Source organism: Microbacterium sp. NPDC058062, from assembly GCF_042885375.1.
In the GTDB taxonomy this organism is placed as follows: Bacteria; Actinomycetota; Actinomycetes; order Actinomycetales; family Microbacteriaceae; genus Microbacterium; species Microbacterium trichothecenolyticum_C.
This window is the reverse complement of sequence record NZ_JBHVSC010000006.1, coordinates 1-25260: the sequence shown is the minus strand read 5'-3', so window position 1 is coordinate 25260 and position 25260 is coordinate 1. Positions and strand designations below refer to the sequence as shown.

General features: G+C 71.7%; 22 protein-coding genes. 9 read left to right on the top strand and 13 right to left on the bottom strand.

All coding sequences use genetic code 11. The features are described from left to right. Window positions 1–32: 32 nt before the first annotated feature. From ACFVSU_RS18295 to ACFVSU_RS18280, 4 genes are all read right to left on the bottom strand, one after another. On the bottom strand, window positions 33–1217 hold the full coding sequence (locus ACFVSU_RS18295; RefSeq protein ID WP_387146966.1) for an MFS transporter: 1185 nt from the start codon (window positions 1215–1217) through the stop codon (window positions 33–35). A gap of 124 nt (window positions 1218–1341) precedes the next feature. After that, complete coding sequence (locus tag ACFVSU_RS18290; RefSeq protein WP_387146244.1) at window positions 1342–1668, bottom strand: MTH1187 family thiamine-binding protein; 327 nt, start codon at window positions 1666–1668, stop codon at window positions 1342–1344. Window positions 1669–1699: 31 nt separating this feature from the next. Beyond that, window positions 1700–2911, bottom strand: a complete 1212-nt coding sequence (locus tag ACFVSU_RS18285) for a glycosyltransferase 87 family protein (RefSeq protein WP_387146241.1) — start codon at window positions 2909–2911, stop codon at window positions 1700–1702. A 35-nt stretch (window positions 2912–2946) separates the two neighbouring features. After that, window positions 2947–3810, bottom strand: coding sequence for an NAD(P)H-hydrate dehydratase (locus tag ACFVSU_RS18280; protein WP_387146238.1), 864 nt, complete (start codon window positions 3808–3810; stop codon window positions 2947–2949). Window positions 3811–3851: 41 nt separating this feature from the next. Here ACFVSU_RS18280 and ACFVSU_RS18275 point away from each other — a divergent pair, with 41 nt between their 5' ends. Continuing rightward, the gene (locus ACFVSU_RS18275; RefSeq protein ID WP_387146235.1) at window positions 3852–4916 is read left to right on the top strand and encodes an NADH:flavin oxidoreductase/NADH oxidase; all 1065 of its coding nucleotides are present in this window, start codon (window positions 3852–3854) and stop codon (window positions 4914–4916) included. Window positions 4917–4976: 60 nt separating this feature from the next. Here the strand turns inward: ACFVSU_RS18275 and ACFVSU_RS18270 are convergent, their stop codons facing one another. Together ACFVSU_RS18270 and ACFVSU_RS18265 are read right to left on the bottom strand one after the other, a co-directional pair. Beyond that, window positions 4977–6035 (bottom strand): hemolysin family protein, encoded by a 1059-nt coding sequence (locus tag ACFVSU_RS18270; protein ID WP_387146232.1) that lies wholly within the window; start codon window positions 6033–6035, stop codon window positions 4977–4979. Beyond that, a complete protein-coding gene (locus ACFVSU_RS18265) occupies window positions 6032–7360 on the bottom strand; it encodes a hemolysin family protein (RefSeq protein ID WP_387146229.1) in 1329 nt (442 codons plus the stop codon). Before ACFVSU_RS18265 ends, ACFVSU_RS18270 begins: the two co-directional genes overlap by 4 nt. 135 nt (window positions 7361–7495) lie before the next feature. Here ACFVSU_RS18265 and ACFVSU_RS18260 point away from each other — a divergent pair, with 135 nt between their 5' ends. Beyond that, window positions 7496–8371 carry an LLM class flavin-dependent oxidoreductase gene (locus ACFVSU_RS18260; protein ID WP_387146228.1) on the top strand — a complete coding sequence of 292 codons (876 nt, stop codon included), beginning with the start codon at window positions 7496–7498 and terminating at the stop codon, window positions 8369–8371. Between the two features lie 50 nt (window positions 8372–8421). Here ACFVSU_RS18260 and ACFVSU_RS18255 read toward each other — a convergent pair whose 3' ends face one another. Next, complete coding sequence (locus ACFVSU_RS18255; RefSeq protein ID WP_387146225.1) at window positions 8422–9879, bottom strand: GuaB1 family IMP dehydrogenase-related protein; 1458 nt, start codon at window positions 9877–9879, stop codon at window positions 8422–8424. 178 nt (window positions 9880–10057) lie between these two features. Here ACFVSU_RS18255 and ACFVSU_RS18250 point away from each other — a divergent pair, with 178 nt between their 5' ends. Beyond that, window positions 10058–13795 carry a multifunctional oxoglutarate decarboxylase/oxoglutarate dehydrogenase thiamine pyrophosphate-binding subunit/dihydrolipoyllysine-residue succinyltransferase subunit gene (locus ACFVSU_RS18250; RefSeq protein ID WP_387146222.1) on the top strand — a complete coding sequence of 1246 codons (3738 nt, stop codon included), beginning with the start codon at window positions 10058–10060 and terminating at the stop codon, window positions 13793–13795. Window positions 13796–13828: 33 nt separating this feature from the next. Here the strand turns inward: ACFVSU_RS18250 and ACFVSU_RS18245 are convergent, their stop codons facing one another. From ACFVSU_RS18245 to ACFVSU_RS18235, 3 genes are all read right to left on the bottom strand, one after another. Then, a complete protein-coding gene (locus ACFVSU_RS18245) occupies window positions 13829–15220 on the bottom strand; it encodes an APC family permease (RefSeq protein WP_387146219.1) in 1392 nt (463 codons plus the stop codon). Window positions 15221–15407: 187 nt separating this feature from the next. After that, window positions 15408–16967 (bottom strand): glycerol-3-phosphate dehydrogenase/oxidase, encoded by a 1560-nt coding sequence (locus ACFVSU_RS18240; RefSeq protein ID WP_387146215.1) that lies wholly within the window; start codon window positions 16965–16967, stop codon window positions 15408–15410. Then, window positions 16964–17551, bottom strand: coding sequence for a TetR/AcrR family transcriptional regulator (locus ACFVSU_RS18235; RefSeq protein ID WP_387146212.1), 588 nt, complete (start codon window positions 17549–17551; stop codon window positions 16964–16966). The genes ACFVSU_RS18240 and ACFVSU_RS18235 overlap by 4 nt, the downstream gene beginning before the upstream one ends. A 34-nt stretch (window positions 17552–17585) precedes the next feature. Between ACFVSU_RS18235 and ACFVSU_RS18230 the strand changes: the two genes are divergently transcribed. Together ACFVSU_RS18230 and ACFVSU_RS18225 are read left to right on the top strand one after the other, a co-directional pair. Then, window positions 17586–19250 carry an FAD-binding oxidoreductase gene (locus tag ACFVSU_RS18230; protein ID WP_387146209.1) on the top strand — a complete coding sequence of 555 codons (1665 nt, stop codon included), beginning with the start codon at window positions 17586–17588 and terminating at the stop codon, window positions 19248–19250. Further along, window positions 19247–20152, top strand: coding sequence for a diacylglycerol kinase (locus ACFVSU_RS18225; RefSeq protein ID WP_387146206.1), 906 nt, complete (start codon window positions 19247–19249; stop codon window positions 20150–20152). The genes ACFVSU_RS18230 and ACFVSU_RS18225 overlap by 4 nt, the downstream gene beginning before the upstream one ends. Before the next feature lie 17 nt (window positions 20153–20169). Here ACFVSU_RS18225 and ACFVSU_RS18220 read toward each other — a convergent pair whose 3' ends face one another. Together ACFVSU_RS18220 and ACFVSU_RS18215 are read right to left on the bottom strand one after the other, a co-directional pair. Further along, window positions 20170–20412, bottom strand: a complete 243-nt coding sequence (locus tag ACFVSU_RS18220; RefSeq protein WP_045297433.1) for a zf-HC2 domain-containing protein — start codon at window positions 20410–20412, stop codon at window positions 20170–20172. Continuing rightward, window positions 20409–21026: a sigma-70 family RNA polymerase sigma factor gene (locus ACFVSU_RS18215; protein ID WP_387146202.1), complete on the bottom strand. Its 618-nt coding sequence runs from the start codon at window positions 21024–21026 to the stop codon at window positions 20409–20411. Before ACFVSU_RS18215 ends, ACFVSU_RS18220 begins: the two co-directional genes overlap by 4 nt. Before the next feature lie 167 nt (window positions 21027–21193). Between ACFVSU_RS18215 and aroA the strand changes: the two genes are divergently transcribed. The 3 genes from aroA to bcp are packed head-to-tail and all read left to right on the top strand — an operon-like array spanning window position 21194 to window position 24168. Next, window positions 21194–22567 carry a 3-phosphoshikimate 1-carboxyvinyltransferase gene (gene aroA / locus ACFVSU_RS18210; RefSeq protein WP_387146199.1) on the top strand — a complete coding sequence of 458 codons (1374 nt, stop codon included), beginning with the start codon at window positions 21194–21196 and terminating at the stop codon, window positions 22565–22567. 59 nt (window positions 22568–22626) lie between these two features. After that, window positions 22627–23688, top strand: a complete 1062-nt coding sequence (gene rsgA, locus ACFVSU_RS18205) for a ribosome small subunit-dependent GTPase A (RefSeq protein WP_387146196.1) — start codon at window positions 22627–22629, stop codon at window positions 23686–23688. 9 nt (window positions 23689–23697) lie between these two features. Next, window positions 23698–24168 (top strand): thioredoxin-dependent thiol peroxidase, encoded by a 471-nt coding sequence (bcp, locus tag ACFVSU_RS18200; RefSeq protein WP_310289439.1) that lies wholly within the window; start codon window positions 23698–23700, stop codon window positions 24166–24168. Here the strand turns inward: bcp and ACFVSU_RS18195 are convergent. Beyond that, the gene (locus ACFVSU_RS18195) at window positions 24165–24590 is read right to left on the bottom strand and encodes a histidine kinase (protein WP_387146192.1); all 426 of its coding nucleotides are present in this window, start codon (window positions 24588–24590) and stop codon (window positions 24165–24167) included. The two genes, bcp and ACFVSU_RS18195, sit on opposite strands and share 4 nt — an antisense overlap. 247 nt (window positions 24591–24837) lie before the next feature. On the opposite strand from ACFVSU_RS18195, the gene ACFVSU_RS18190 reads away from it, so the two are divergent. Further along, a complete protein-coding gene (locus ACFVSU_RS18190) occupies window positions 24838–25086 on the top strand; it encodes a WhiB family transcriptional regulator (RefSeq protein ID WP_018171995.1) in 249 nt (82 codons plus the stop codon). Window positions 25087–25260: the final 174 nt, after the last annotated feature.

Genomic DNA, 25260 nt, shown 5'->3' with positions numbered 1-25260 from the left:
TCTATCCATCGCCGGAGCCCGCGGCGCGGAGCTCAGACCGCGACGGGCACCCGGCGCCGCTCGAGCATCAGGCTCGCCGACGCCAGCACCAGCCCGGCGAGAGCAAGGCCCACGCCCACCCACGCGGGTGCGCCGAAGCCCCATCCGGCCGCGATGACGACACCGCCGAGGAAGGCGCCCAGGCTGTTGCCGATGTTGAGCGCAGAGTGGTTCAGCGCCGCGGCGATCGACTGGTTGTCCTCGGCGACATCCATCAGCCGCGTCTGGATCGTGGGACTCAGCGCCGACGCCACGAACCCCACCGCGAACACGAAGAACGCGAGCGCCCAGATCCACTGCGCGGTCAGGGCGAGCAGCGCGAGCACCGCCGCGAGCCCCACGAGACCCCCGATGAGCGTCCGCTTCAGGTCGACGTCGGCGAGGTGGCCGCCGACGAGGTTGCCGACGGTCATGCCGAGCCCGATGAGCACGAGCACGATCGGCACGGCCCACTCCGGCGAGCCCGCGACCTCTGTCACCAGCGGCGCGACGTAGCTGTACACGGCGAAGAACCCGCCGAAGCCGATCGCGCCCACGCCGAGCGCCAGCCAGACCTGACCGATGCGGAACACCTTGAGCTCGGCGCGCAGCGTGCGGGACGGATCGCCCGGATGCTCGGGCACGAAGAACGCGATGAGCACCGTGGCCGCCGCGAAGATGCCCGCCACGACCATGAAGGCCGCGCGCCACCCCAGCTGCTGGCCGAGGTAGGTGCCCAGCGGCACGCCGACGACGTTCGCGACCGTGAGGCCGGTGAGCACGAACGCGACGCCCTTCGCCCGCTTGCCCGGCCCGAGGACGTCCGCGGCGACGAGCGCCCCGATGCCGAAGTACGCGCCGTGCGGGAGCCCCGCAAGGAACCGGGATGCCGCGACCCACTCGAACGTCGGCGCCAGGAACGTGAGCGCGTTGAAGACCGTGAGGGCGAGCGCGAGCCCGATCATCACGCGGTGGCGCGGATACTTCGCGACCGCACCGGCGATCGTCGGAGCACCGACGACGACACCGAGGGCGTAGAGCGAGATGAGCCAGCCGGCCTGGTAGATCGCGTCCTCCTGGCGGAGCTGCCAGAGCGACGGGAGCAGGTCGGAGCCGATGTTCGGCAGCAGGCCCATGACGACGAACTCCGTCATGCCGATGCCGAAGCTGCCGACGGCGAGGGAAAGGAGCGCCCACATCGCCGCCCCCCTCGTCAGATTCGAGGAGGTCACGGCGTCATGCTAGCGGCGGCCGCGGCATCCTGTCGAATCGATTCGGGATGCCGTCGACGCGCGGCGTCATGAACGCGTCGGGAGGCAGAGCTCACCCCGCTTCGGCGTCGCCCTCCTGACGGTCGATCGCGGCCTCGAGACGCTCGATCTTGCCGTCCAGCTCGCCCGCGTAGCCCGGGCGGATGTCGGCCTTGAGCACGAGCGAGACCCGGGAGCCGTACGGTGCGACGGCGTCGGTCGCGCGCTTGACGACGTCGAAGACCTCGTCCCACTCCCCCTCGATCTCGGTGAACATCGAGGTCGTGCGGTGCGGCAGGCCGCTGTCGCGCACGACCCGCACCGCGGCGGCCACGGCGTCGTGCACCGAACCGTCCACGCGGCCGGTTCCGCTGGGGGCGACAGAGAAGGCGACGAGCATGGGGACCTCCGGGTCTCGAGGGGGACGAGGTCTACTCTGACACGCGCAGCCGCACCGGCTGGCGCGCCGGGAGTCGCACCAGACGCACCACGACCCACGCGAACAGCGCGAGGAGCATGATGTTGCGCAGCACGACGAGCAGGACGGCCGCGGGCCACAGCACGAGAAGCCAGTCGTAGGCGAACGGGAAGAGCCACTGGGTGAGGGCCAGGATCACCACAGTGAGCACGGCGGGGCGCAGCCACCGGTGCCGATCGATCGCGAGACCCACGACGACCGGCGCGATCAGCCAGGTCATGTACTGCGGCGACCCCACTTTGTTGAGGACGATGAAGCCGAGCACCAGCGCGAGCGCCAGCGGCGGGAAGAGCGCGACGAAGGATGCCCCGCGCCAGGCCTTGACGGCACCGATGACCGCGATGGCGAGCATCCCGAGCATGAGGAGTGGGGTCATCAGCATGATGACGGTGTCGACCGACGGGCCGGTGATCTGGAACGTGATCAGGTCGGGGTCGTAGAAGATCCGCGCACCGGGCACATCCGCCAGGGCGAGCAGCAGGTACGCGCTGCTCACCGGCGCTTCGATCTGCAGGCCCCGCGAGGTCTGATCGCCCACGAAGCCGAGCAGGTGCGGGCCGCCGCCGGCGAGCAGGACGACCCCCACGACCACCGCCGAGACCGCGGCCGCTCCCCCGACGACCGCGAGCCTGCGGCGCACCGCGATCACCGCGGCGGCGAGCAGGGCCGCCGGCCACACTTTGATCCAGGTGGCCACGGCGAGGAGCACCGAGCCGAGCCACGGTCGGCCGACGAGCCAGAGCGAGCCGGCGACCGCGATCGGCACCGTCACGCCGTCGAGCCGGAACATGCCCACGCCGCCGAGCGCGAGGATCGCCGCCAGCCAGAACCACGCGGCGATCATGCGGCCGCGCGAGCGTCCCCGGCCGACGACCACCGCGAAGGCCGCGGCGTCGAGCGCCGTCACGAGCAGTCCCCAGCCCAAGGTGTAGTCCACGACCCCGCGGAACGCCCCGACGAGAAGGATCGGCAGGTGCGCCAGCGGCGGATAGATCCAGTCCTCGGTGATGCCCGGCATGACATCGCCGCCGAGCGTGTGCCCGGCCCACCAGCGGTACAGCTGGTCGACATCCCACGAGGCGGCGTGGTCGTCGAAGAAGCCGAGCCAGATGACCAGCGCGTGGACGAGAACGAACGCGATCCACACCCACGTCCGCCGCAACACCCCTTCATCCTAGGGACGAGATGCGCGGCCTTCCGTCAGCGGCTCAGCGCCTCGGCGACGGCGCGGGGAAGGGTGTCCGCGACATCCAGCGCCGTGATCGGCCCGTCGCCGAACGGCGGGGAGCTCGACGCCCCCGCGATGCTGGCGCCCTGCGCGGCGATCGCCCCTGCCCGCCCGTGCAGCCACGCGCCCGATGCGGCGAGCGCAGCCAGCGTCGCGGCATCCGTTCTTCCTTCGTGCGCCATCGCTCCCGCGACCAGCGCTCCGATCACGCCGGCGAGCACATCGCCCGTCCCCGCGGTGGCGAGCCAGGGCGTGTCGGACTCGACCGTCGCCGCCCAGCCGTCGGGCGCCACGACGACGGTCACGCCACCCTTGAGCAGGACGACGGCGCCGGTGGCCTCGGCGGTCTCTCGGGCGGCGGCGACGCGGTCGGACGGCATGTGCCCGAGTCCGAGCGCCGAGCGCAGGCGTGCGTGCTCGCGGTCGTGCGGCGTGAGGATACGGGGCGCCGTGGCCTCGGCGGCGAGGTCCAGCGCCCCGGCGTCGACGACGACCGGGTCGGTGTCTGCGAGCAGCGCGCGCAGCGCGGCGGTATCGGACGGCGTGCGGGCCGAGGCATCCGTTCCCGATCCGATCACCCACGCCTGCACGCGCCCGTCGGCGGTCACCGTCTCGGGCCGGCGTGCCAGCACCAGGCCGGTCGGACGGTCGGGTCCGAGGTAGCGCACCATGCCGAGGCCGGTGCGCCACGCGGCCTCGACGCCCAGGACCGCCGCCCCCGGATAGGCCTCGGAGCCCGTCCGCATGCCGAGCACGCCTCGGGAATACTTGTCGTCGTCGGCGGTTGGCCTCCGCAGGGCGCGAGCGGCATCAGCGCGCGTCCACGTCCTCACCATGCGGCCACAGTACCGCCCACCCGATCCGATCCGGAGACCCGATGAGCCGCCTCTTCAGCCCCCTCACCCTGCGCGACGTCACGGTGCGCAACCGCCTCTGGGTCTCGCCGATGTGCCAGTACAGCGCGGTCGACGGGGTGCCGCAGGAGTGGCACCACACGCACCTCGCGCAGTTCGCGTCGGGCGGCGCGGGGCTCGTCATGGCGGAGGCCACGGCGGTGTCGCCCGAGGGCCGGATCTCCCCCGAAGACACCGGGCTGTGGAACGACGCGCAGCAGGCCGCATGGACGCCGATCGTCGCCGCGATCCGCAGCCGCGGCGCGGTCCCGGGCATACAGCTCGCCCATGCCGGGCGGAAGGCGTCGACCTGGTCGCCGTTCTCCGGCCGCCGCGGCTCCGTCGCCGCGGACGACGGCGGGTGGACCACCGTCGCCCCGTCGGCGGTCGCGTTCGACGGCTACGCCGAGCCCGTCGCCCTCGATCTCGCGGGCATCGACCGCATCGTGGCGGACTTCGCGGCAGCCACGCGCCGCGCCGTCGAGGCCGGCTTCCAGGTGCTCGAGCTGCACGGCGCCCACGGGTACCTGCTGCACCAGTTCCTGTCGCCGCTGTCGAACCTGCGCGACGACGAGTACGGCGGTTCGCTCGAGAATCGCGCGCGCCTGCTGCTGCGCGTGCTCGACGCGGTGACCAAGGCCGCCCCCGGCGTTCCGGTCATCGTGCGGTTCTCCGCCACCGACTGGGCCGACGGCGGCTGGAACCCCGACGAGACCGCGACGGTCGCCCGCTGGGCGGCGGAGCGCGGCGCGGACTTCTTCGACATCTCCAGCGGCGGACTCGTCGCCCACCAGAGGCTCACGACGGGTCCGGGCTACCAGGTCGAGCTCGCGGCGCGCGTGCGGCGCGAGGCGGGCGTTCCCGTCAACGCCGTCGGCATGATCGACGACGCCGCCCACGCGGAGCGCGTGCTCGCCGAGGACCTGGCCGACGCAGTCATGGCCGGCCGCGAGTGGCTGCGCGACCCGCACTACGGCCTGCGCGCCGCCGCCGAGCTGGGCGCCGACATCGACTACTGGCCGGCGCAGTACCTCCGCGCCCGCCTCTGACACGAAATGCGATGAGCGGATGCTGCGGCCCCGGGCCGCAGCATCCGCTCATCTCGTCCGTCAGAAGCCGCGACGGCGCGTGGCGTCCTGCACCTCGCCGATGAGCTCCTCGATGATGTCCTCGAGGAACAGCACCGCGGTGATCTCACCGACCTCGTTGCGCACCTGCGCGAGGTGGCGTCCGGCGCGGCGCATCACGGCGAGCGCATCCTCCAGGTCGGTCGACTCGAGCACCGGCACCATGTGGTGGATGCGCTTCGTCGCGATCGGGAGCGCCACGTCGGTCGCGGCATCCGGTCCCTCCGCCGCCCGGAGGATGTCCTTCAGGTGGACGTAGCCGAGCGGCAGGCCCGTCTCGTCGACGATCACGTAACGCGAGAAGCCGTGCTTGGCGACCGCGCGCTCGATCTCGTCGGGCGTCGTGACCACGGGGAGCGTCACCAGCTGCGACAGCGGCACCGCGACATCGGCCGCCTTCTTGTCGGTGAACTCGACGGCCGCGGCCACCGTGCCCGACGCATCGTCGAGCACGCCCTCGATGCGGGACTGGTTGACGATCGTGGCGACCTCTTCGAGCGTGAAGGTCGAGGATGCCTCGTCCTTCGGCTCGACGCGGAACAGGCGCACGATGTGGTTCGCGATCCAGTTGAGGCTGACGATCACCGGGTGGAAGACCTTCGAGACCCACACGAGCGGCGGCGCGAGCATCAGCACCGCGCGATCGGGGACCGAGAACGCGAGGTTCTTCGGCACCATCTCGCCGAACACGACGTGCAGGTACGACACGAGGATCAGCGCTACCGCGAAGGCGACGCCGTCGACGACGGCTTCCGACCAGCCGGTGAGCCCCAGGGGCTCGGCCAGCAGGTGGTGGATGGCGGGCTCCGACACGTTCAGGATCAGCAGCGAGCAGATCGTGATGCCGAGCTGGCTCGTCGCCAGCATGAGCGTCGCGTGCTCCATCGCGTACAGCGCGGTCTTGGCCGCGCGCGATCCCTTCTCGGCGAGCGGCTCGATCTGCGAGCGGCGTGCCGAGATGACGGCGAACTCGGCGCCGACGAAGAAGGCGTTGGCGATGAGGAGCACCACCAGCCAGGCGATTCCTGCCCAGTCGCTCATCGGCGATCACCCCCCTCGGTCGCGTCCTCATGGGGCATCGGCGTCGGCGTGAACTTCACGCGGTCGACGCGGCGGCCGTCCATGCGCTGCACCTCGATGGTTCCGTCCTCGATCTCGAGGCTGTCGCCGACGGCCGGGATGCGCTCGAGCACGCTCATGATGTACCCGCCGACGGTGTCGTAGACGTCGCCTTCGGGGATGCGGATGCCGGTGCGGTCGCGGACCTCGTCGGGGCGGAGCTCACCGGGGAAGATGACGCTGTCCTCAAGCCGCACGATGCCCGCACGTCGACGGTCGTGCTCGTCGAGCACCTCGCCCACGATCTCCTCGACGAGGTCCTCGAGCGTGACGACACCCGCGGTGCCGCCGTACTCGTCGACGACGACGGCCATCTGATACCCGCGGGCACGCAGCTCGGCGACCAGCACGTCGAGGTGGACCGCCTCGGGGAAGCGCAGCGGCTCGGTCGCGAGCGCGGCGGCGGGAACGTCGGCCCGGCGCTCGCGGGGAACGCCGACCGCGGCCTTCAGGTGCACGATGCCTGTGATGTCGTCCATGTCCTCGCCGTACACGGGGAACCGGCTGTGGCCGGTGCGCCGGGCGAGCTGGATGACGTCCTCGGCGGAGTCGTCGGCCGCGAGGGCGTGGATGCTCGGGCGCGGCGTCATGACGTCGGCCGCCGAGAGCCGCGCGAAGGTGAGGCTACGGTCGAGGAGCGACGCGGTGTCCTCCTCGAGAACGCCGGCGCTGGCCGAGCGGCGGACGAGGCTCGAGAGCTCCTCGGCGGTGCGGGCGCCGGAGAGCTCCTCCTTCGGCTCGATGCCGACGGAGCGGAGCACGCCGTTGGCGCTGCCGTTGAGCACGACGATCGCGGGGCGGAACACCGTCGTGAACGCCACCTGGAACGGCATGACGAGCTTGGCGGTCTGACGTGGGACCGCCAGCGCGAAGTTCTTGGGCACGAGCTCGCCGATGATCATCGAGAAGACGGTCGCGATCGAGACGCCGATGATGGCGGCGAGCGGGCGTGACACGCCGCTCGGGATGCCCCACGCGTCGAACACCGGCGCGAGCAGGTTCGAGATCGCCGGCTCCATCGTGTAACCGGTGAGCAGGGTGGTCAGGGTGATGCCGAGCTGCGCGCTGGACAGGTGGGTCGAGGTGATGCGCAGCGCGCTGATCGTCAGCGAGAGCCGGGTTTCACCGGCCGCCTGGCGGGACTCGAGGTCCGCCCGGTCGAGGTTCACGAGCGCGAACTCACTCGCGACGAACAGGCCGGTGCCGATTGTGAGAAGAAGCCCCACGCCCAACATGACGTAATCCATCACGCATCACCCCCGTTCATCGGGGTGGAGGGTCGGTGGGGCGAGGGTCTACAAGGAGGAGGGTCGTCCATCGTGCGGACAAGTCTACGGCAGGCGTCCCCGCACGATCCTGGGGATCGGTGCCAGCATGGCGCTATGGCACTGGACAGGATCAGCCTCGTGATTCCCCCGGTCGGAGCGTGGCGCGAGCAGGAGCGGTGGTACCGCTGGGCCGAGCAGGTCGGCTACGACGTCGTCTACACCTACGACCACCTCACCCACGCGACGGCGCCGGGGATGTGGCTGAGCGAGGCCTTCACCACGCTCACGGCGGCGGCGGCCGTCACCGAGCGCATCCGCCTCGGCACGCTCGTGGCCTCGGCCGTGTTCCGCACGCCGGTCACGCTCGCCCGCGTCGCGATGACCGTGCAGGACATCTCGGGCGGTCGTCTCGTCCTCGGGCTCGGCATGGGTGCGCCGACGTGCGCGCTGGCCGACCACGGGGTGCGGGAGCGGCCGGCGGACATGTCGGCGCGGTTCGCGGACGTCGTCCGCGGCTACCGCGCGGTGCTCGGCGGGGCGACGGACTGGGAGGGCCGCACGACGTCGTTCCACGGACTCGAGACGCTGGCGGCACCCGAGGGAGTCGCCCGCCCGGAGCTGCTCCTCGCCGCGCACGGACCCCGCGCGCTCGCGCTCGCAGCCGCCTACGCCGACACCTGGAACTCGTACGGCGGCCCCGGGTCGACGCAGCTCGACGCCGACGAGTACTGGGCGCTGCTCGCCCGGCAGGCGCAGGGGTTCGACGAGGCCTGCCGGACCGCTGACCGGGATCCGTCGGCCGTGCGCCGCTCGCTGCTGCTGGGATTCGGCCGCGTGCGCCCCACGACCAGCGTCGACGCGTACCTCGCGGCCGCCGAGCACGCCGCCGCACTCGGCTTCACCGAGCTCGTCGTGTACGCACCCGAGTCACCGGCCGGCATGGACTCCGACCCGGCCGTCCACGAGCGGGCGCTCGCCCGCCTGCGCTGACAGCGCCTTCGGGACCAGGGATGCTGCGGGCCGCGGCATCCGGAACATCCTCACCAGCTGACCGGCAGAGCCTTGCCCTCTTCGTAGCCGGCCGCCGACTGGAGGCCGACGCGCGCGCGGTCGTGGAACTCGGCGACCGTCGAGGCGCCCGCGTACGTGAAGGAGGACCGCACACCCGAGGTGATCATGTCGAGCAGGTCCTCGAGGCCGGGGCGGAGGGGGTCGAGGTAGATCTTCGACGACGAGATGCCCTCGGCGAAGAGCTCCTTGCGCGCCAGCTCGTACGGATCGAGGCGCCCGAAGCGCTCGTGCACGGCCTTCGTCGAGGCCATGCCCCACGATTCCTTGTAGGCCCGGCCGGCGTCGTCGATCTGCAGCTCGCCGGGCGCCTCGATGGTCCCCGCGAACCACGAGCCGATCATGACGGATGCCGCACCCGCAGCCAGCGCCAGCGCGACGTCGCGCGGGTAGCGCACGCCGCCGTCCGCCCACACGTGCGCACCCATGATGCGGGCGGCCTCGGCCGTCTCGAGGACGGCGGAGAACTGCGGACGGCCGACGGCGGTCATCATGCGCGTCGTGCACATGGCGCCGGGGCCCACGCCGACCTTGAGGATGGTGGCGCCGGCGGTGACGAGGTCGTGCACGCCCTCGGCGCTGACGATGTTGCCCGCGGCGATGGGGATGCCGAGGTCGAGGTCGGCGACGGTCCGCAGGGCCCGGAGCATGCCCTCCTGATGCCCGTGGGCGGTGTCGACGACGAGGACGTCGACACCTGCGCCGGCGAGGGCCTTCGCCTTCGACGCGACGTCGCCGTTGATGCCGACCGCCGCGGCGACGATGAGGCGGCCCGATGCGTCGACGGCCGGCCGGTACAGCGTCGAGCGCAGTGCGCTGCGGCGAGAGAGCGTGCCGACGAGGTGCCCGTGGTGCAGCACGCACACGGTCTCGGCTTCGGCGGCGACGATCACGTCGAACGCGTGGCGCGCGCTTTCGATGTCATCGGCGTCGACGGATGCTGCGCGCCCACGCGCGAGGTCGCCCAGGCGTGCGTCGGGCAGGGCGGTGCCGAGCCGGGTCGCCGGGACGATGCCGAGGATCTCATCGGCATCGACGTGACCGGACGAGGCGTCGGCGACGACGATGCCGTGCCCTTCGGTGGCGGGGAGCAGCCGCGCCGCGTCGGCGACGGTCGCATCGGGCGGCAGCACGAGCGGGGTGTCCCACGCGACCGGCTGCGCCTTGACCCAGCGGATCGCGGCGTCGAGCTCCTGCAGCGGCATGTCCTGCGGGAGGACTCCGAGGCCGCCGCGACGCGCCAGCGTGGCCGCGAGGCGCGCACCCGTGACCGAGTTCATGTTCGCCGAGACGAGCGGGAGGGTGGCCGTCGTGCCGTCGCCCGGAGCGAGGTCGACATCGAGGCGGCTCGTGATCGCCGAGCGCCGCGGGACGAGGAAGACGTCAGAGTAGGTCAGGTCGACGTCGGGTGTTTCGCCGTAGAACTCCATGACCGCCAAGGTTAGTGACAGTTCCTGTGCGGATAATCATGCGGGTTCTTTCAGGTTCGCGACCCCAGAGGGCCGGAACCTCCCGCGCAGACTGGGCTAGGCTTAACCGTCGTGTGTGAGGGCGTTTCGCGCCCCCCGCGCATCCCAGAACTTCACCGATGAAAGCAGGCGATTCAGCGTGTCGAGCCAGGTGACGGGCGTCGGGGTTTCGAACGAGGGAGAGTTCGGAGCCAACGAGTGGCTCGTCGAGGAGCTGTACGAACAGTTCAAGATCGACCGGAACTCCGTCGACAAGGCGTGGTGGCCCGTTCTCGAGGCCTACCACCCCGTCGACGGGGCAGCACCGACCCAGGCCGCCGCCGCGGCGGCCGCACCCGCGGAGGCTGCGCCCCCGGCGGCCGCGCCCCCGGCGACCGCAACCCCGGCGACGGCATCCGAGCCGCGTCCGGTGACGGCGCCGATCCCGGTGATCGGCGCTCAGCCCGTGGCGCGCACCACCGCGCGCCCGGCCGCGCCGCAGCCGATCCCGGCGCAGGCGCCGAAGGCACAGCCGTCGGCAGCCGACGGCGAGGCCGACGCCGATGTCGTCACGACGCTGCGCGGCATGCCGAAGACCCTCGCCGCCAACATGGACGAGTCGCTGACCGTCCCGACGGCGACGAGCGTCCGCACGGTGCCGGCGAAGCTGATGATCGACAACCGCATCGTCATCAACAACCACATGTCGCGCACGCGCGGCGGCAAGGTGAGCTTCACGCACCTCATCGGGTGGGCGATCATCCAGGCGCTCAAGGAGTTCCCGAGCCAGAACGTGTTCTACGCCGAGATCGACGGCAAGCCGTCTCTCGTGGCGCCCGCGCACATCAACCTCGGCATCGCGATCGACCTCCCGAAGCCCGACGGCACCCGCGCTCTTCTCGTTCCGAGCATCAAGCGCGCCGAGCAGCTGACGTTCAACGAGTACCTCACGACCTACGAAGACCTGGTCACGCGTGCACGCGGCAACAAGCTCACCGCGGCCGACTTCCAGGGCACCACGATCTCGCTGACCAACCCCGGCGGCATCGGCACGGTGCACTCGGTGCCGCGTCTCATGAAGGGCCAGGGCTGCATCGTCGGCGCGGGCGCCCTCGAGTACCCGGCCGAGTTCCAGGGCGCGAGCGACAAGACGCTCAACGAGCTCGCGATCGGCAAGACGATCACGCTGACGAGCACCTACGACCACCGCGTCATCCAGGGTGCCGGGTCGGGCGAGTTCCTCAAGAAGGTGCACGAGCTGCTCATCGGGCAGCGCAGCTTCTACGAGGACATCTTCGCCGCGCTGCGCATCCCGTACGCGCCGATCCACTGGGCGTCCGACATCAACGTCGACCTCGCCGAGCGCGTCGACAAGACCGCGCGTGTGCAGGAGCTCATCAACTCGTTCCGGGTGCGCGGCCACCTCATGGCCGACATCGACCCGCTCCAGTACATGCAGCGCACGCACCCCGACCTCGAGATCGAGCAGCACGGACTCACGTTCTGGGACCTCGACCGCGAGTTCGTCACCGGCGGCTTCGGCGGCAAGCGCCAGATGAAGCTCCGCGACATCCTCGGCGTGCTCCGCGACTCGTACTGCCGCACCATCGGCATCGAGTACATGCACATCCAGGACCCGACGCAGCGCGCGTGGTTCCAGGAGAACGTCGAGGTCAAGTACCAGAAGCCCGGCCACGACGAGCAGCTGCGCATCCTCGACAAGCTGAACCAGGCCGAGGCGTTCGAGACGTTCCTTCAGACGAAGTACGTCGGCCAGAAGCGCTTCAGCCTCGAGGGCGGCGAGTCGCTGATCCCGCTCCTCGACGAGATCCTGCAGGGCGCGGCCCAGGCGGGCCTCGACGGCGCCGCGATCGGCATGGCGCACCGCGGTCGCCTCAACGTGCTGACGAACATCGCCGGCAAGACGTACGGCCAGGTGTTCCGCGAGTTCGAGGGCTCCGTCGCGATCGGCTCGAAGAGCGGCTCGGGCGACGTCAAGTACCACCTCGGCACCGAGGGCACGTTCGTCGCCGACAACCAGTCCGAGCTGCCCGTATACCTCGCCGCGAACCCGTCGCACCTCGAGACCGTCGACGGCGTGCTCGAAGGCATCGTCCGCGCGAAGCAGGACCGCAAGCCCATCGGGACGTTCACGTGGCTGCCGATCCTCGTCCACGGCGACGCGGCCTTCTCCGGCCAGGGTGTCGTGGTCGAGACGCTGCAGATGTCGCAGCTGCGCGGCTACCGCACCGGCGGCACCGTCCACGTGGTCGTCAACAACCAGGTCGGCTTCACCACGACGCCGACCGATGCGCGCACGTCGGTGTACGCGACCGACGTCGCCAAGACGATCCAGGCGCCGATCTTCCATGTGAACGGCGACGACCCCGAGGCCGTCACGCGCGTAGCCCAACTGGCCTTCGCCTACCGCGAGCGGTTCCACCGTGACGTCGTGGTCGATGTCGTCTGCTACCGCCGCCGCGGTCACAACGAGGGCGACGACCCGTCGATGACGCAGCCCCTCATGACGAACCTCATCGAGGCGAAGCGCTCCGTGCGCCGCCTCTACACCGAGGCTCTCGTCGGTCGCGGCGACATCACCGAGGAAGAGTACGAGAAGGCGAAGCAGGACTTCCAGAACCGCCTCGAGATCGCGTTCGCCGAGACGCACGCGGCCGAGACCGGCTCGTCGCCCATCCTCGTTCCCGACGCGGGGGCCCAGCCGGCCGCCGGCGAGCCCGCGACGACCGGCGTCTCGCGCGAAGTCGTCTCCCTCATCGGCGATACGTTCGTGAACAAGCCCAACGGCTTCACCGTCCACGCCAAGCTGCAGCAGCTGCTCGACAAGCGCCTCGACATGAGCCGCAACGGCTCGATCGACTGGGGCTTCGGCGAGCTGCTGGCGTTCGGCTCGCTGCTGCTCGAGAAGACCAACGTGCGTCTCGCGGGCCAGGACTCGCGTCGCGGCACCTTCGTGCAGCGCCACGCCGTGCTGCACGATCGCGCGAACGGCCAGGAGTGGATCCCGCTCACGAACCTGAGCGAGGACCAGGGACGCTTCTACGTCTACGACTCGCTGCTGAGCGAGTACGCGGCCATGGCGTTCGAGTACGGCTACTCGGTCGAGCGCGCCGACTCGCTCGTGCTGTGGGAGGCCCAGTTCGGCGACTTCGCCAACGGCGCTCAGTCGGTCATCGACGAGTACATCTCGGCGGCCGACCAGAAGTGGGGCCAGCAGTCGAGCGTCGTGCTGCTGCTCCCCCACGGCTACGAGGGCCAGGGACCCGACCACTCGTCGGCACGCATCGAGCGGTACCTGCAGATGTGCGCGCAGGACAACATGACCGTCGCGCGTCCGTCGACCCCGGCGTCGTACTTCCACCTGCTGCGCCGCCAGGCGTACGCGCGTCCGCGCCGCCCGCTGATCGTCTTCACCCCGAAGGCGATGCTGCGCCTGCGCGGCGCGACGAGCCCGGTCGAGGACTTCCTCACCGGCCGCTTCGAGCCGGTGATCGACGACAACCGCGGTCTCGACAAGTCGGCGGTCAAGCGCGTGCTGCTGCACGCCGGCAAGATCCACTGGGATCTGCGCGCCGAGCTCGACAAGAACCCGAACCCCGAGATCGCCCTGGTGCGCCTGGAGCAGTACTACCCGGCCCCGATCGACGAGCTCAACGCCGTCATCGACGCGTACCCGAACGCCGAGCTGGTGTGGGTGCAGGACGAGCCCGAGAACCAGGGTGCATGGCCCTTCATCGCCCTCGAGGTCGTGAAGAACCTGAACGGTCGCACCATCAGCCGCGTCTCGCGCGCGTCGGCGGCGTCGACCGCGACCGGTTCGCCGAAGGTGCACGCGGCCGAGCAGGCCGCGATCATGCAGCAGGCGCTCACGCTGTAGGCGGAGATCTCCGCCGGTTCGGCCCTGGAGGACTCAGCTCTGCGCTGAGGAGTCCAGGGCCGAACTGCGTTCTGCCGGGACCGCCGTCGTCTTCACCTCGACGATGGACCCGGGGTCTGCGGCCTCCGCCGCCGCGATCTCGTCGCCGGGCGCATCCGCGTGCCGCGACGAGCGCCGCAGCCGCTTCCAGACCGTCACGAGGACCGCGGCGAGCGCGAGCGCGGCGGCGGGAAGCAGGTTCGCTCCGGCCAGGAGCAGCAGGCCGACCGACAGCACCGCCGCGACGACCGCCATGAACCAGCCCGCCGTGAAGCGCGGCAGGATCAGTGTCGCCGCGATCATGCCGGCGGCGTAGATCGACACCATGTTGCTGGTGTGGATGAGGATGAACGTCTGCAGGTCGCCGCCGGTCGCGAGCGCGATCGTGCAGTAGACCATCGCGATCACGAAGGTCAGCAGCAGGGCGCGGCGAGGCACTCCGCCCGACTCGGCACCGGGCGCGAGCACCCGGGGCAGATCGCCCGACGACGCGAGCGACGCGCCGAGCTTGCCGAACGCGGCGAGGTAGGCGTTCATCACGCCCAGCACCACGATCGCGGCGACGGCGCCGACCGCGGTCGGACCGAAGCCGGGCGCCACCGCCTCGGCGAGCGAGAGCAGCGGAACAGCGCCGGCGCCCGCGTCCTCGCCGAGCACTCCCACGGTCACGACCTGCAGCAGCAGATACGCGAGGCCGGTCACGACGAGCGCGATGGCGGTGGCGATCGGGATGCTGCGGCGCGGGTCGCGGAACTCCCCCGAGATGTGCGTGCCGACCTCCCACCCCGCGAAGGCCCACACGAAGAGGCTGATCGCTGTGCCGACGCCGGCCCAGCCGTGGGGCAGGAACGGCGTGAAGCTCGACGCCTCGACGGCGGGGAAGGCCGTGGCCACGACGAAGACCACGATGCCGACGAGGAGGCCGGTGAGGACGAACTGCACCCAGCCGGCGACCCGCACGCCCAGCATGTTGACGGCGAACGGCGGGATGAGGATCGCGAACACCAGGATGGGCACGGCGACGCGGTCGATGTGCAGGATCGCGGTCAGGTACTCGGCGCCGAGGACCGCGAGCACAGGGAACCCGGCGGCCACGCCGAAGTAGAACCAGTAGCCGGTCGCGCGGGCTGCCGTGCGGCCGAGCGCGCGACGCACGTAGCTGGCGACGCCTCCCGGATCGGGATAGCGCGCGGCCAGGGCGGCGAAGGTGCCCGCCAGCGGCACGGCGAGCACGATGACGGCCAGCACCGAGACGATGGACGCCGGACCCGCCACGTCGGCCGCGAGGCCGGGGAGCACGAGGAGCCCGGTGCCGAGCACCGACGCGATGTAGAGCGCCGTGCCCTGGACGACGCCGAGTCCGCCGTGGGTTCCGCTGTGAGTCACCGTTCCAGTGTGACGGGGACGTGCGACACCCCGGCCCGTCTGCGCCGCCGTCCTGGAGCGGATTCCTGCCAACCCGCGAGCGGACGTTCCTCACGCGAGGTTCTGCGCCGAGATGCGGACCGGATCAGGCATGTCGCCCCTCACACCGGCAATGCTCCTCAGCTGAGGATCGGTTGCGGGCCGCGGCTCAGACCTCGATCGGGTCGACGCCGGCGCGGGCGAAGGCGGCGGTGGCGGCATCCGTCGACTGCTCACGATCGGTCTCGACGAGGCCGAGGCGGGTGCGCCGGTCGAGGAGGTCGGCGATGCTCAGGGCGCCCTCGACCGCGACCCCCCACTGGAGCTCCTGGGCCGTCACGCCGCACGCGGCACTCGCACCCGTCGGGAGGGCAGCCGCGTACGGCGCCTCGGCGCCGTACCGGCGCACCAGCCGCGGCGCCGCGGCGATCTCGCCGAGGCGGTGCCGCGGCCACGCGCCGACGAGCGGGATCGAACGCGTGCCCGACGGACGGGAGGCGAACCCCGGGTCGCGCCGGATCACGGCGTCGACGGCGTCCTCCGCCATCCGCCGGTACGTCGTGAGCTTGCCCCCGACGATGCTGAGCACGCCGCTCTCGGACTCGATGATCGCGTGACGGCGCGACAGGTCGCTGGTGTCGTGGTCGTCGGCGCCGGCGAGCAGCGGCCGCAGGCCGGCGAAGGTCGAGAGGACGTCGGTGCGGACGAGGGGCTCCTCCAGCACGGTGTTGACCGTGCCGAGGAGCATGTCGATCTCGGCCTCGGTCGCGTGCGCGACGTCGGGGATCGGCCCGTCGGCGGGCACGTCCGTGAGGCCGATGTAGGTGCGCCCGTGCTGCGCCGGCAGCGTGAACACGAACCGGCTCGACGACCCGGGGACCGGCACGGTGAGCGACACATCCGAACCGCCCAGGCGGGCCGTCGAGACCACGAGGTGCGTGCCGCGGCTCGGCCGCAGGCGGACGTCGTGATCGAGCTCTCCCGCCCACACGCCCGTCGCGCTCACGACCGCGCGCGCGTGCACGTGGACCGTCTCGCCCGTCACGAGGTCGCGCAGGGTCGCCTCGCGGCCGGTGACCGAGACGGCCTCGACACGAGTGAGGACGGATGCCCCGTACCCGGCGGCCGTCCGCGCGACGGCGACGACGAGCCGGGCATCGTCGATGAGCTGCCCGTCCCAGCCCCGCACCCCGCCGCGGAGACCCTCGGCGCGAACGGCCGGCGCGAGGGCGAGGGTGGCGTCGCGGCCGATCGGGCCGGGCGGCCGCAGCAGCGACCCGGGGGTCCCGACCGCGCGGCGCAGGCCGTCACCGAGCTCGTAGCCCATGCCGATGTACGCACCGCGCGCGAGGTGGCCGGGCTCGTGCAGCGGCACGACCTGCGCCAGCGCACGCGTGAGGTGAGGCGCCGTCCGGGTGAGGAGGATGTTGCGCTCCGTCGCACTCTCGTGCGCGATCCCGATCTGGCCCGACGCGAGGTACCGCAGGCCGCCGTGCACGAGCTTGGAGCTGAAGCGGCTGGTGCCGTGCGCGAGGTCGTGCCGTTCGACCAGGACGGTGCTGAGGCCCCGGCTCGCGGCATCCAATGCGATCCCGGCGCCGGTGATGCCGCCGCCGATGACGAGCAGGTCGATCTCGCCGCGGTCGGCGAGCGCGTCGAGCTCGCGCGCGCGCCGTCCCGCCGAGAGCGCGGACGATCCGGGCGTGCGCCCCACGATGCGCGTCGTCATCGCTGCCCCTCCACGGTCGGTGCGAGATAGCCGCGCAGCGCGTGCGCGAGTTCGGCGCGCCACGCGCTCTCGGGCAGCCACTCCGCGACGAGCGGCGCCGACTGCACCGCCGACTGCGCGACGAGCAGCACCATGGCCGCCAGCTGCGGCGGTTCTCCCGCTCGGACGAAGCCGGCGCGCTGCCCCGCGGCGATGCGCCGGGCGGTCTCGGCGTGGATCGCCCGCTGGCTCGTCCCGAGCCGATCGAGGATGTACCGGGCGAACAGCTCGGGATCGGTGTCGCGGAGCCGGTCGACGAGGGGAAGACGTCGCACGCGGTCGGCGGTCTCGACGAGAAGCGCGACCAGTTCGTCGAGGTCCGAGGACTCCCCGGCCGCGGCGGGAAGCGCCGCGACGAGCTCGCGCGTCACGAGGGCGGCGAACACCGCCTGCGCGTCGGGCCAGTAGCGATAGAGCGTCTGGCGGGCGATCCCGCAGCGTCGGGCGATGTCGGAGGCCGTCGTCCGGCGGATGCCGTGCGCCAGCACCTCGGCGAGCGCGGCGTCGAGGATCGCGGTCTCGGTATCGGGCACTCCATCGGCCATGTGACAACCATACAGAATGTGTCATACTGTCGCCATGGCTGCGACGGTGCCCACCGACTCCTCGAGCGACCCGGTGCGTCCGCTCGCCGTCCCGACACCCCGCCCCCGCGGCGACTGGGACGCCTGGGGGTCCGAGCCGGCCCGTCTGCCGGCGGCCGCGAAGGCGATCGTCGCGACGCTGCTGCCGGGCAAGGCGCATCCCGTCCCGCACCGCGCCGCGCCCGTCCTCACGCCCTCGCTGCTGCCCGACGGCGACCTCGCGGCGCTGGCCGGCGTGGTCGGCGCCGACGCTGCGACGCGGGACGATGCGGTGCGCATGCTGCATCTCGGCGGCAAGAGCACGCCCGATCTTCTGCGCCGGCGGCTCGAGGACCTGCAGGCCGCGCCGGACGCGGTGGCCTCCCCCGCGGATCACTCCGAGGTCGCCGCCGTGCTCCGCGTGTGCGGCGAGCGCGGCATCGCCGTCGTGCCATTCGGCGGGGGCACCTCCGTCGTGGGCGGCGTGGACCCCGTGCGCGGCGCCCAGCGTGCCGTGATCGCCCTCGACCTCCACCGCACCGCGGCGCTCCTCGCACTCGACGAGGTCTCGCTTCTCGCGACGTTCGGCGCCGGCACGACCGGTCCGCAGGCTGAAGAGCTGCTCGGCGCCCGCGGCTACACGCTCGGGCACTTCCCGCAGAGCTTCCTGTACGCCTCCCTCGGCGGGTACGCGGCGACGCGGTCGAGCGGTCAGGCCTCGCGCGGCTACGGCCGATTCGACGACCTCGTCCATGCGCTGCGCGTCGCGACTCCGGCCGGAGACCTCGACCTCGGGCGCTCCCCCGCGAGCGCCGCCGGCCCCGACCTGCGCGAGCTGTTCCTCGGCTCGGAGGGCGCCTTCGGCGTCCTCACCGAGGTGACCGTGCGCATCCGCCCGGTCCCCGCGGCGACCGCGTACCGCGCCTGGTCGTTCCCCGATTTCGCCGCGGGGGCGTCGGCGTTCCGCGAAGCCACGCAGCGCGGCATCCGTCCCACCGTCCTGCGGCTGAGCGACGAGACCGAGACGCGGGTGAACGCGGCGATGGGCGGACACCTCACGCGGATGCGCGGATGCCTCGCCGTCGCCACCTTCGAGGGCGCGGCGTCCGCCGAGGCCGAGGCGACGCGCGATGAGATCGACGCGGTCTTCCGCGCTCACGGCGCGACGTCGCGCGGTGAGGATCCGGCGCGGTCGTGGGAGCGCGGCCGCTTCGCCTCGCCCGCGCTGCGCGACACCCTCATGGACATCGGCGTCCTCGCCGAGACCCTCGAGACTGCGACGACGTGGGCGCACCTGCCCGCCCTCAAGGCCGCCGTCACCGCCGCGCTCACCGAGAGCCTCGCCGCCGAGGGAACGAAGCCCATCGTGCTGTGCCACATCTCGCACGTCTACCCGGCGGGCGCGTCGCTCTACTTCACGGTGGTCGCCGCGCTCACCGACGATCCCGAGGCCCAGTGGACGAGGGCGAAGGATGCCGCGTCCCGCGCGATCGGCGGCGCACACGGCACGATCACCCACCATCACGCCGTGGGGCGCGATCATCGGCCGTATCTCGAGGCCGAGATCGGACCGCTCGGCGTAGAGGTGCTGCGCGCGGTGAAGAGCGTGCTCGACCCGCACGGGATCATGAACCCCGGTGCTCTGGTCGAGCCGGCCGCCGAGGCGCCGGAGCGGGCATGAAGGTCGCGCTGCTCGTCAACCCCGCGGCGCGCGCCGGCGCCCACACCGGCGCCGCGCCCAACGCCGCCGAGCGCCTGCGCGCACACGGAGTGCAGACGTCGATCCTGAGCGGTGGCAGCGCGGCGGAGTCGTCCACGCTGCTGCGGACCGCGATCGAGGTCGGCGTGGACGCGGTCGTCGTCGCCGGCGGCGACGGCACGGTGAACCTCGCGCTCCAGGAGGTCGCGGGCACCGGCATCCCGCTCGGGATCGTGCCCTCGGGCACCGGCAACGACTTCGCGGCGACGCTGGGGCTGCGCGAGCTCGATGTCACCGCGGCGGCCGACGCCATCGCCGCGGGCGTCACCCGGGCGATCGACCTCGCCCGCGTCACCCGCGAGGACGGATCGACCCGGTACTTCGGGTCGGTGCTCGCGAGCGGGTTCGACTCGAAGGTCAACGACCGCGCGAACGCGATGCGCTGGCCGCGCGGCGGCTCGCGGTACAACATCGCGATCCTGGTGGAGTTCCTGACGCTCGCCGGCATCCCGTACGAGGTCGAGCTGGAGCTCGCCGACGGCTCGCGCGAACACGTGGGCGGCGACCTCGTGATGGCGACCGTCGGCAACGGGCGCACGTATGGCGGCGGCATCCCGATCTGTCCCGATGCCGACCCGGCCGACGGCCTGCTCGATGTCGTGCTCGTGCGTCCCGCCGGGAGGCTGCGCCTGCTGCGGCTCCTCCCCCGGGTGTACAAGGGCACGCACCGCGGCGTGTCGGAGGTCGCGATGCGACGTGTGCGCTCGGTGCGGCTGTCGTCACCGGGGGTCACGGCGTACGCCGACGGAGACCCGATCGGCGCGCTGCCCTTGACCGTCGACGTGGCGCCCGGCGCGCTCACGATCTTCACGCCCGCCGGCTGACCCCGCGGGCGGCGGCGTCAGTGCGCCGCCTGGACCGCCCGGAGCTTGGCCAGCACCTGATCGCGCAGCTCTTCGGGTGCGCTCTCCTTGCATGCCCGGGCGAGCACCTCGGTCAGCGTGGTCGCGACGAGCGCCTCGTCGCGGCAGCCCTCGCAGTTCGCCAGGTGCTCGGCGATGTCGCTCTGCTCGGTCTTGCAGACCTCGTGGCGCAGGTACTCCTCCAGGTCGCGCCGCGCCTTCTCACAGCCGCAGTCGGTCATTTCGTGCTCCTTGTGGCGGCGGGGGTGATGCCGCGCTCTTTCGCGTAGTCGGCCAGCAGTTCACGCAGCATCCGCCTGCCACGATGCAGACGGCTCATGACCGTGCCGATGGGGGTCTTCATGATGTCGGCGATCTCCTGGTAGGCGAAGCCCTCGACGTCGGCGAGGTACACCGCCAGCCGGAAGTCCTCCGGGATGGACTGCAGCGCGTCCTTCACGACCGACGCGGGCATGTGGTCGATCGCCTCGGCCTCCGCTGAGCGGGTGCTCGTCGCGGTGGTCGACTCGGCTCCGCCGAGCTGCCAGTCCTCGAGGTCGTCGATCGTGCCCTGGTACGGCTCGCGCTGCTTCTTGCGGTAGGTGTTGATATACGTGTTGGTCAGGATGCGGTACAGCCACGCCTTGAGGTTGGTGCCCTGCGTGAAGGTCTTCCACGAGGCGAACGCCTTGACGAAGGTCTCCTGCACGAGATCCGCCGCATCTGCGGGGTTGCGGGTCATGCGCATGGCCGCGGCGTACAGCTGGTCCATGAAGGGCAGCGCCTGCTCTTCGAACTGCGCGCGGGGATCCTGATCGTGGTCCACCTCGGCAGCATGGTCGGTCGAGTCGCTCATCACGCGCCAGTCTACGGCGGCCTGTTCCAGGCTGCCTGGGACGCGCGCGTCACGCTCGGCGAGGAGGGGCGCCTCGCGATCGAGGCGCTCGAGAGTGGCGAACATCCGGCTCCGCTCAGTAGGTTGCTCCCGGCTCGTGCCCACCGGGTTCAGTAGGGTAGAACCCGATGACAGCCGACGCGTATTCCCCGTCCTCCGCGCCGATCGAGCGCGGCCACTGGCCCGCGCCCGTCGCGGACGGCGTTCTGCACGCCACGGTGACCGTCCCCGGGTCGAAATCGCTGACGAACCGGGAGCTGATCCTGGCCGCCCTCGCGGACGCCCCGAGCCGCCTGATCGCGCCGCTGCACTCCGACGACTCCGCCCGCATGATCGACGCGCTGCGCTCGCTCGGCGTCGGCATCGAGTTCGTCGAAGGCAGCGGACTGTACGGCGACGACATCGAGGTGACCCCGGTGTGGCCGCTTCACGGCGACACCGTCGTGGACTGCGGGCAGGCGGGCACCGTCATGCGGTTCGTGGCCGGTCTCGGCGGCTTCGCCCGCGGCGACGTCACACTCACGGCGCACGAGAGCGCGCTGCACCGCCCCATGGGCGCCATGATCACAGCGCTGCGCGACGTCGGCGTCGACATCGACGACGGCGGCCACTGGGCGCTCCCCTTCGCCATCCGCGGCCACGGCCACGTGCGCGGCGGGGAGGTGACGATCGACGCCAGCGCGTCGAGCCAGTTCGTCTCCGGTCTCCTGCTCGCGGCGCCGCGCTTCGACGTCGGGCTGCAGCTGCGCCACTCCGGCGAGCGACTGCCGAGCATCCCGCACATCGACATGACCGTCGAAGCCCTCGGCCACCGCGGCGTGCACGTCGAGCGCCCGGGCGTCGGCGAGTGGATCGTGCCGGCAGGCCCGATCCGCGGCAAGGACGTGGCGATCGAGCCCGACCTGTCGAACGCCGCGCCGTTCCTGGCTGCGGCCATGGTGGCCGGCGGTGCGGTGTCGGTCACCGGCTGGCCCGCGCACTCCACCCAGCCCGGTGCGATGCTCACCGAGATCCTGTCGCTCATGGGCGCCCGCGTGGTGCGCCGCGGCGGCGCGCTCACCGTGACCGCCGGAGCCGGCATCCAGGGCGTCGATCTCGACCTGTCGGCCGCCGGTGAGCTGACCCCCACGATCTTCGCGCTCGCCGCCTTCGCGGACTCGCCCTCGACGCTGCACGGCATCGGTCACATCCGCGGCCACGAGACCGACCGCATCGCGGCGCTCGTCGCGGAGCTGCGCGGCCTCGGCGGCGAGGCCGAAGAGCTGCCCGACGGCATCCGCATCGTCCCCCGCCCGCTGCATGGCGGGACCTGGCACGCGTACCACGACCACCGCATGGCGACCACGGGCGCTCTCATCGGTCTCGTCGTGCCCGGCGTCGAGGTCGACGACATCGGCACGACCGCCAAGACGATGCCCGAGTTCCCGCAGATCTGGCAGCGGATGCTCGACGGCGAGCACGCCGACGGCGGGCTCCCCGAGGAGACGATGCGCGCCTCGTGAGAGGGCGCGTGGACACGCTCGCGGAGCGATCGGCATGACTCGATGACCGGGACGACACCGTGAGCTGGCTCGACGACGTCGACGACGACGACGAACCGGAGTTCGACGAGGCCGACGTGCGCGTGCGGCCGAATCCGAAGGCCAACCGCCCCCGGACGAAACGCCGTCCGGCGCACAGCGACGCCGAGATCGCACGCGTGCTCGGCGTCGACCGCGGCCGGTACACGGTGCTCGTCGACGAAGACACGCCGACCGAGCGCACCGTGCTCGCCGCCCGCGCGCGCGAGCTCCGCAAGACGCCGATCGTGACCGGCGACCGCGCTCGCGTCGTCGGCGACGCGTCCGGAGACGACGGCACGCTCGCGCGCATCGTCGGCATCGAGGACCGCACCTCGCTGCTCAGGCGCAGCGCCGACGACACCGACCAGGTCGAGCGCGTCATCGTCGCCAACGCCGACCAGATGCTCGTTGTGGTCGCCGCCGCGGACCCCGAGCCGCGCCCGCGGCTCGTCGACCGGTATCTCGTGGCGGCGCTGGATGCCGGCGTCCGTCCTCTCCTCGTCGTGACCAAGACCGACCTCGCCGACCCGGCGGAGTTCCTCGCCCATTTCGACGGCCTCGACCTCGAGGTGTTCACGAGCGGGCGGGAGGAGATGCCGCTCGAGCGCATCGGCGCGGCGCTCGTCGGCCACTCGACGGTGTTCGTCGGGCACTCGGGCGTCGGCAAGTCGACGCTCGTCAACGCGCTCGTGCCCGATGCGAAGCGCGCGACCGGGCACGTCAACGTCGTGACCGGGCGCGGGCGACACACCTCGAGTTCGACCGTGTCGCTGCGCTACCGCGGCGAAGGAGGCAACGGCTGGGTCATCGACACCCCCGGTGTGCGCTCGTTCGGCCTCGGCCATGTCGACCCCGCGAACATCCTGCGGGCCTTCACCGACCTCGACGCGATCGCCGAGGAGTGCCCCCGCGGGTGCACCCACCTCCCCGACGCGCCCGATTGCGCCATCGTCGAGGCGGTCGAGGACGGCCGGCTGGGCCCCGGCGGCGCCGCCCGACTCGACTCGCTGCAGCGACTGCTGGAGACGTTCGCCAAGAAGAGCCAGGAGCCCGGCGCCTAGAGTGGGACGGTGACCACGACACGCCTCGAACCCGGCTCCCTCGCCCCCGCCTTCACGCTCGTCGACCAGGACGAGCAGGCGGTGACGCTGAAGGACCTGCGGGGCGGACGCGTGATCCTGTTCTTCTATCCGGCGGCGATGACGCCCGGCTGCACCAAGGAGGCGTGCGACTTCCGCGACAGCCTCGCTCCGCTGCAGGCAGCCGGCTACACGGTGCTCGGCATCTCCCCCGACGAGCCCGAGAAGCTCCGCCGGTTCCGGGAGCGCGACGGCCTCACGTACGACCTGCTGAGCGACCCCGGCCACAAGGTGCTCGAGAAGTACGCCGCGTGGGGCGAGAAGATGAACTACGGCAAGACCTTCATGGGCGTCATCCGCTCCACGTTCGTCATCGACGAGAAGGGCCGCCTCACGCACGCGCTGTACAACGTGCGCGCCACCGGCCACGTCGCGCGCGTACGGACGCTCCTGGGCGTCTAAGCCCCGCCCGGAGCCTGTCCGTCGGCCTCCTCGTCGCGCTGCCGGCGCGCCGCCCGTCCGGCGTCGCGTACGGCGAGCACGAGGAGCACGAGGACGACCACCGCCGGGGCGGCGAGTGCCAGGGCCGCCGCCGGATCGGCGAACGCGCCCGTCGCCGCGCCGAGGGCGACCGCGAGGATCAGCAGCTGCGTGACGATGCCGCCCGAACGCCCCCACGACTGGCCGCGCCAGATCGCGAACGCGAAGGCGATGACCGCGGCCGCGCCGACGAGCGTCAGCACCGCGAGCGCGATCGCGCTCTCGATCGAGCCGGTGTCGCCCGAGGCGATCGCGACGATCTCGCGCACCGTGAGCGCGGCGAGGCCGAGCCCCTCGAGCCCCACCAGCACGGCGGCGATCCTTCCGGACAGGTTTGTCCGCATTCTCCGTCGACTCCTTCTTCCACCGACAGCGGTTTGTGCGAACCCTCCATACGCCGTGGGGAACACTCAGCAAGTCCTACACAAACCCGCCGATGAACCCTTGATTCAGGTAAACCGCTATGGGACGATTGGTGAAGCCGTGTGCTCCCACAGCGACGTGGGGCGAGATTCTTCTCGCACATCCCACAGGGTACCGGACCCGAACCGGGCCCTTTTTCCCCACCCCTCTGTCACAAGGAGCACCACCATGGACTGGCGCGACAAGGCCGCCTGCCTGACCGTCGACCCCGAACTGTTCTTCCCCGTCGGGAACACCGGTCCGGCCGTCGATCAGATCGAGAAGGCCAAGTCGGTGTGCGCACGCTGCACCGTCACCGAGATCTGCCTGCAGTACGCCCTCGAGACCGGCCAGGACTCGGGCGTGTGGGGCGGCCTCTCCGAGGACGAGCGCCGCGCGCTCAAGCGCCGCGCCGCCCGCGCGCGCCGCGCCTCTTAGCGAAGACCTGCAGAGAACGGATGCCGCATCCCGCGGCATCCGTTCTGCACGTTCGCGGGCCGAACGCCTCGGGCTCAGCCCCTATGAGGGTGGGGTGCTGGTGCTCTTGTAGGCCCAGGGCCTCACGGTGCAGATTCGTGGATCATCCCGAGGAGTGGCCTTGGGATGCCGACA

Bases quoted from the DNA above. Each gene is read 5' to 3' on its own strand.
- ACFVSU_RS18295 (WP_387146966.1), bottom strand. From the start codon at position 1,217: ATGTGGGCGCTCCTTTCCCTCGCCGTCGGCAGCTTCGGCATCGGCATG.
- ACFVSU_RS18290 (WP_387146244.1), bottom strand. From the start codon at position 1,668: ATGCTCGTCGCCTTCTCTGTCGCCCCCAGCGGAACCGGCCGCGTGGAC.
- ACFVSU_RS18280 (WP_387146238.1), bottom strand. From the start codon at position 3,810: ATGGTGAGGACGTGGACGCGCGCTGATGCCGCTCGCGCCCTGCGGAGG.
- ACFVSU_RS18275 (WP_387146235.1), top strand. From the start codon at position 3,852: ATGAGCCGCCTCTTCAGCCCCCTCACCCTGCGCGACGTCACGGTGCGC.
- ACFVSU_RS18270 (WP_387146232.1), bottom strand. From the start codon at position 6,035: ATGAGCGACTGGGCAGGAATCGCCTGGCTGGTGGTGCTCCTCATCGCC.
- ACFVSU_RS18265 (WP_387146229.1), bottom strand. From the start codon at position 7,360: ATGGATTACGTCATGTTGGGCGTGGGGCTTCTTCTCACAATCGGCACC.
- ACFVSU_RS18260 (WP_387146228.1), top strand. From the start codon at position 7,496: ATGGCACTGGACAGGATCAGCCTCGTGATTCCCCCGGTCGGAGCGTGG.
- ACFVSU_RS18255 (WP_387146225.1), bottom strand. From the start codon at position 9,879: ATGGAGTTCTACGGCGAAACACCCGACGTCGACCTGACCTACTCTGAC.
- ACFVSU_RS18240 (WP_387146215.1), bottom strand. From the start codon at position 16,967: ATGACGACGCGCATCGTGGGGCGCACGCCCGGATCGTCCGCGCTCTCG.
- ACFVSU_RS18235 (WP_387146212.1), bottom strand. From the start codon at position 17,551: ATGGCCGATGGAGTGCCCGATACCGAGACCGCGATCCTCGACGCCGCG.
- ACFVSU_RS18230 (WP_387146209.1), top strand. From the start codon at position 17,586: ATGGCTGCGACGGTGCCCACCGACTCCTCGAGCGACCCGGTGCGTCCG.
- ACFVSU_RS18225 (WP_387146206.1), top strand. From the start codon at position 19,247: ATGAAGGTCGCGCTGCTCGTCAACCCCGCGGCGCGCGCCGGCGCCCAC.
- ACFVSU_RS18220 (WP_045297433.1), bottom strand. From the start codon at position 20,412: ATGACCGACTGCGGCTGTGAGAAGGCGCGGCGCGACCTGGAGGAGTAC.
- ACFVSU_RS18215 (WP_387146202.1), bottom strand. From the start codon at position 21,026: ATGAGCGACTCGACCGACCATGCTGCCGAGGTGGACCACGATCAGGAT.
- aroA (WP_387146199.1), top strand. From the start codon at position 21,194: ATGACAGCCGACGCGTATTCCCCGTCCTCCGCGCCGATCGAGCGCGGC.
- ACFVSU_RS18195 (WP_387146192.1), bottom strand. From the start codon at position 24,590: ATGCGGACAAACCTGTCCGGAAGGATCGCCGCCGTGCTGGTGGGGCTC.
- ACFVSU_RS18190 (WP_018171995.1), top strand. From the start codon at position 24,838: ATGGACTGGCGCGACAAGGCCGCCTGCCTGACCGTCGACCCCGAACTG.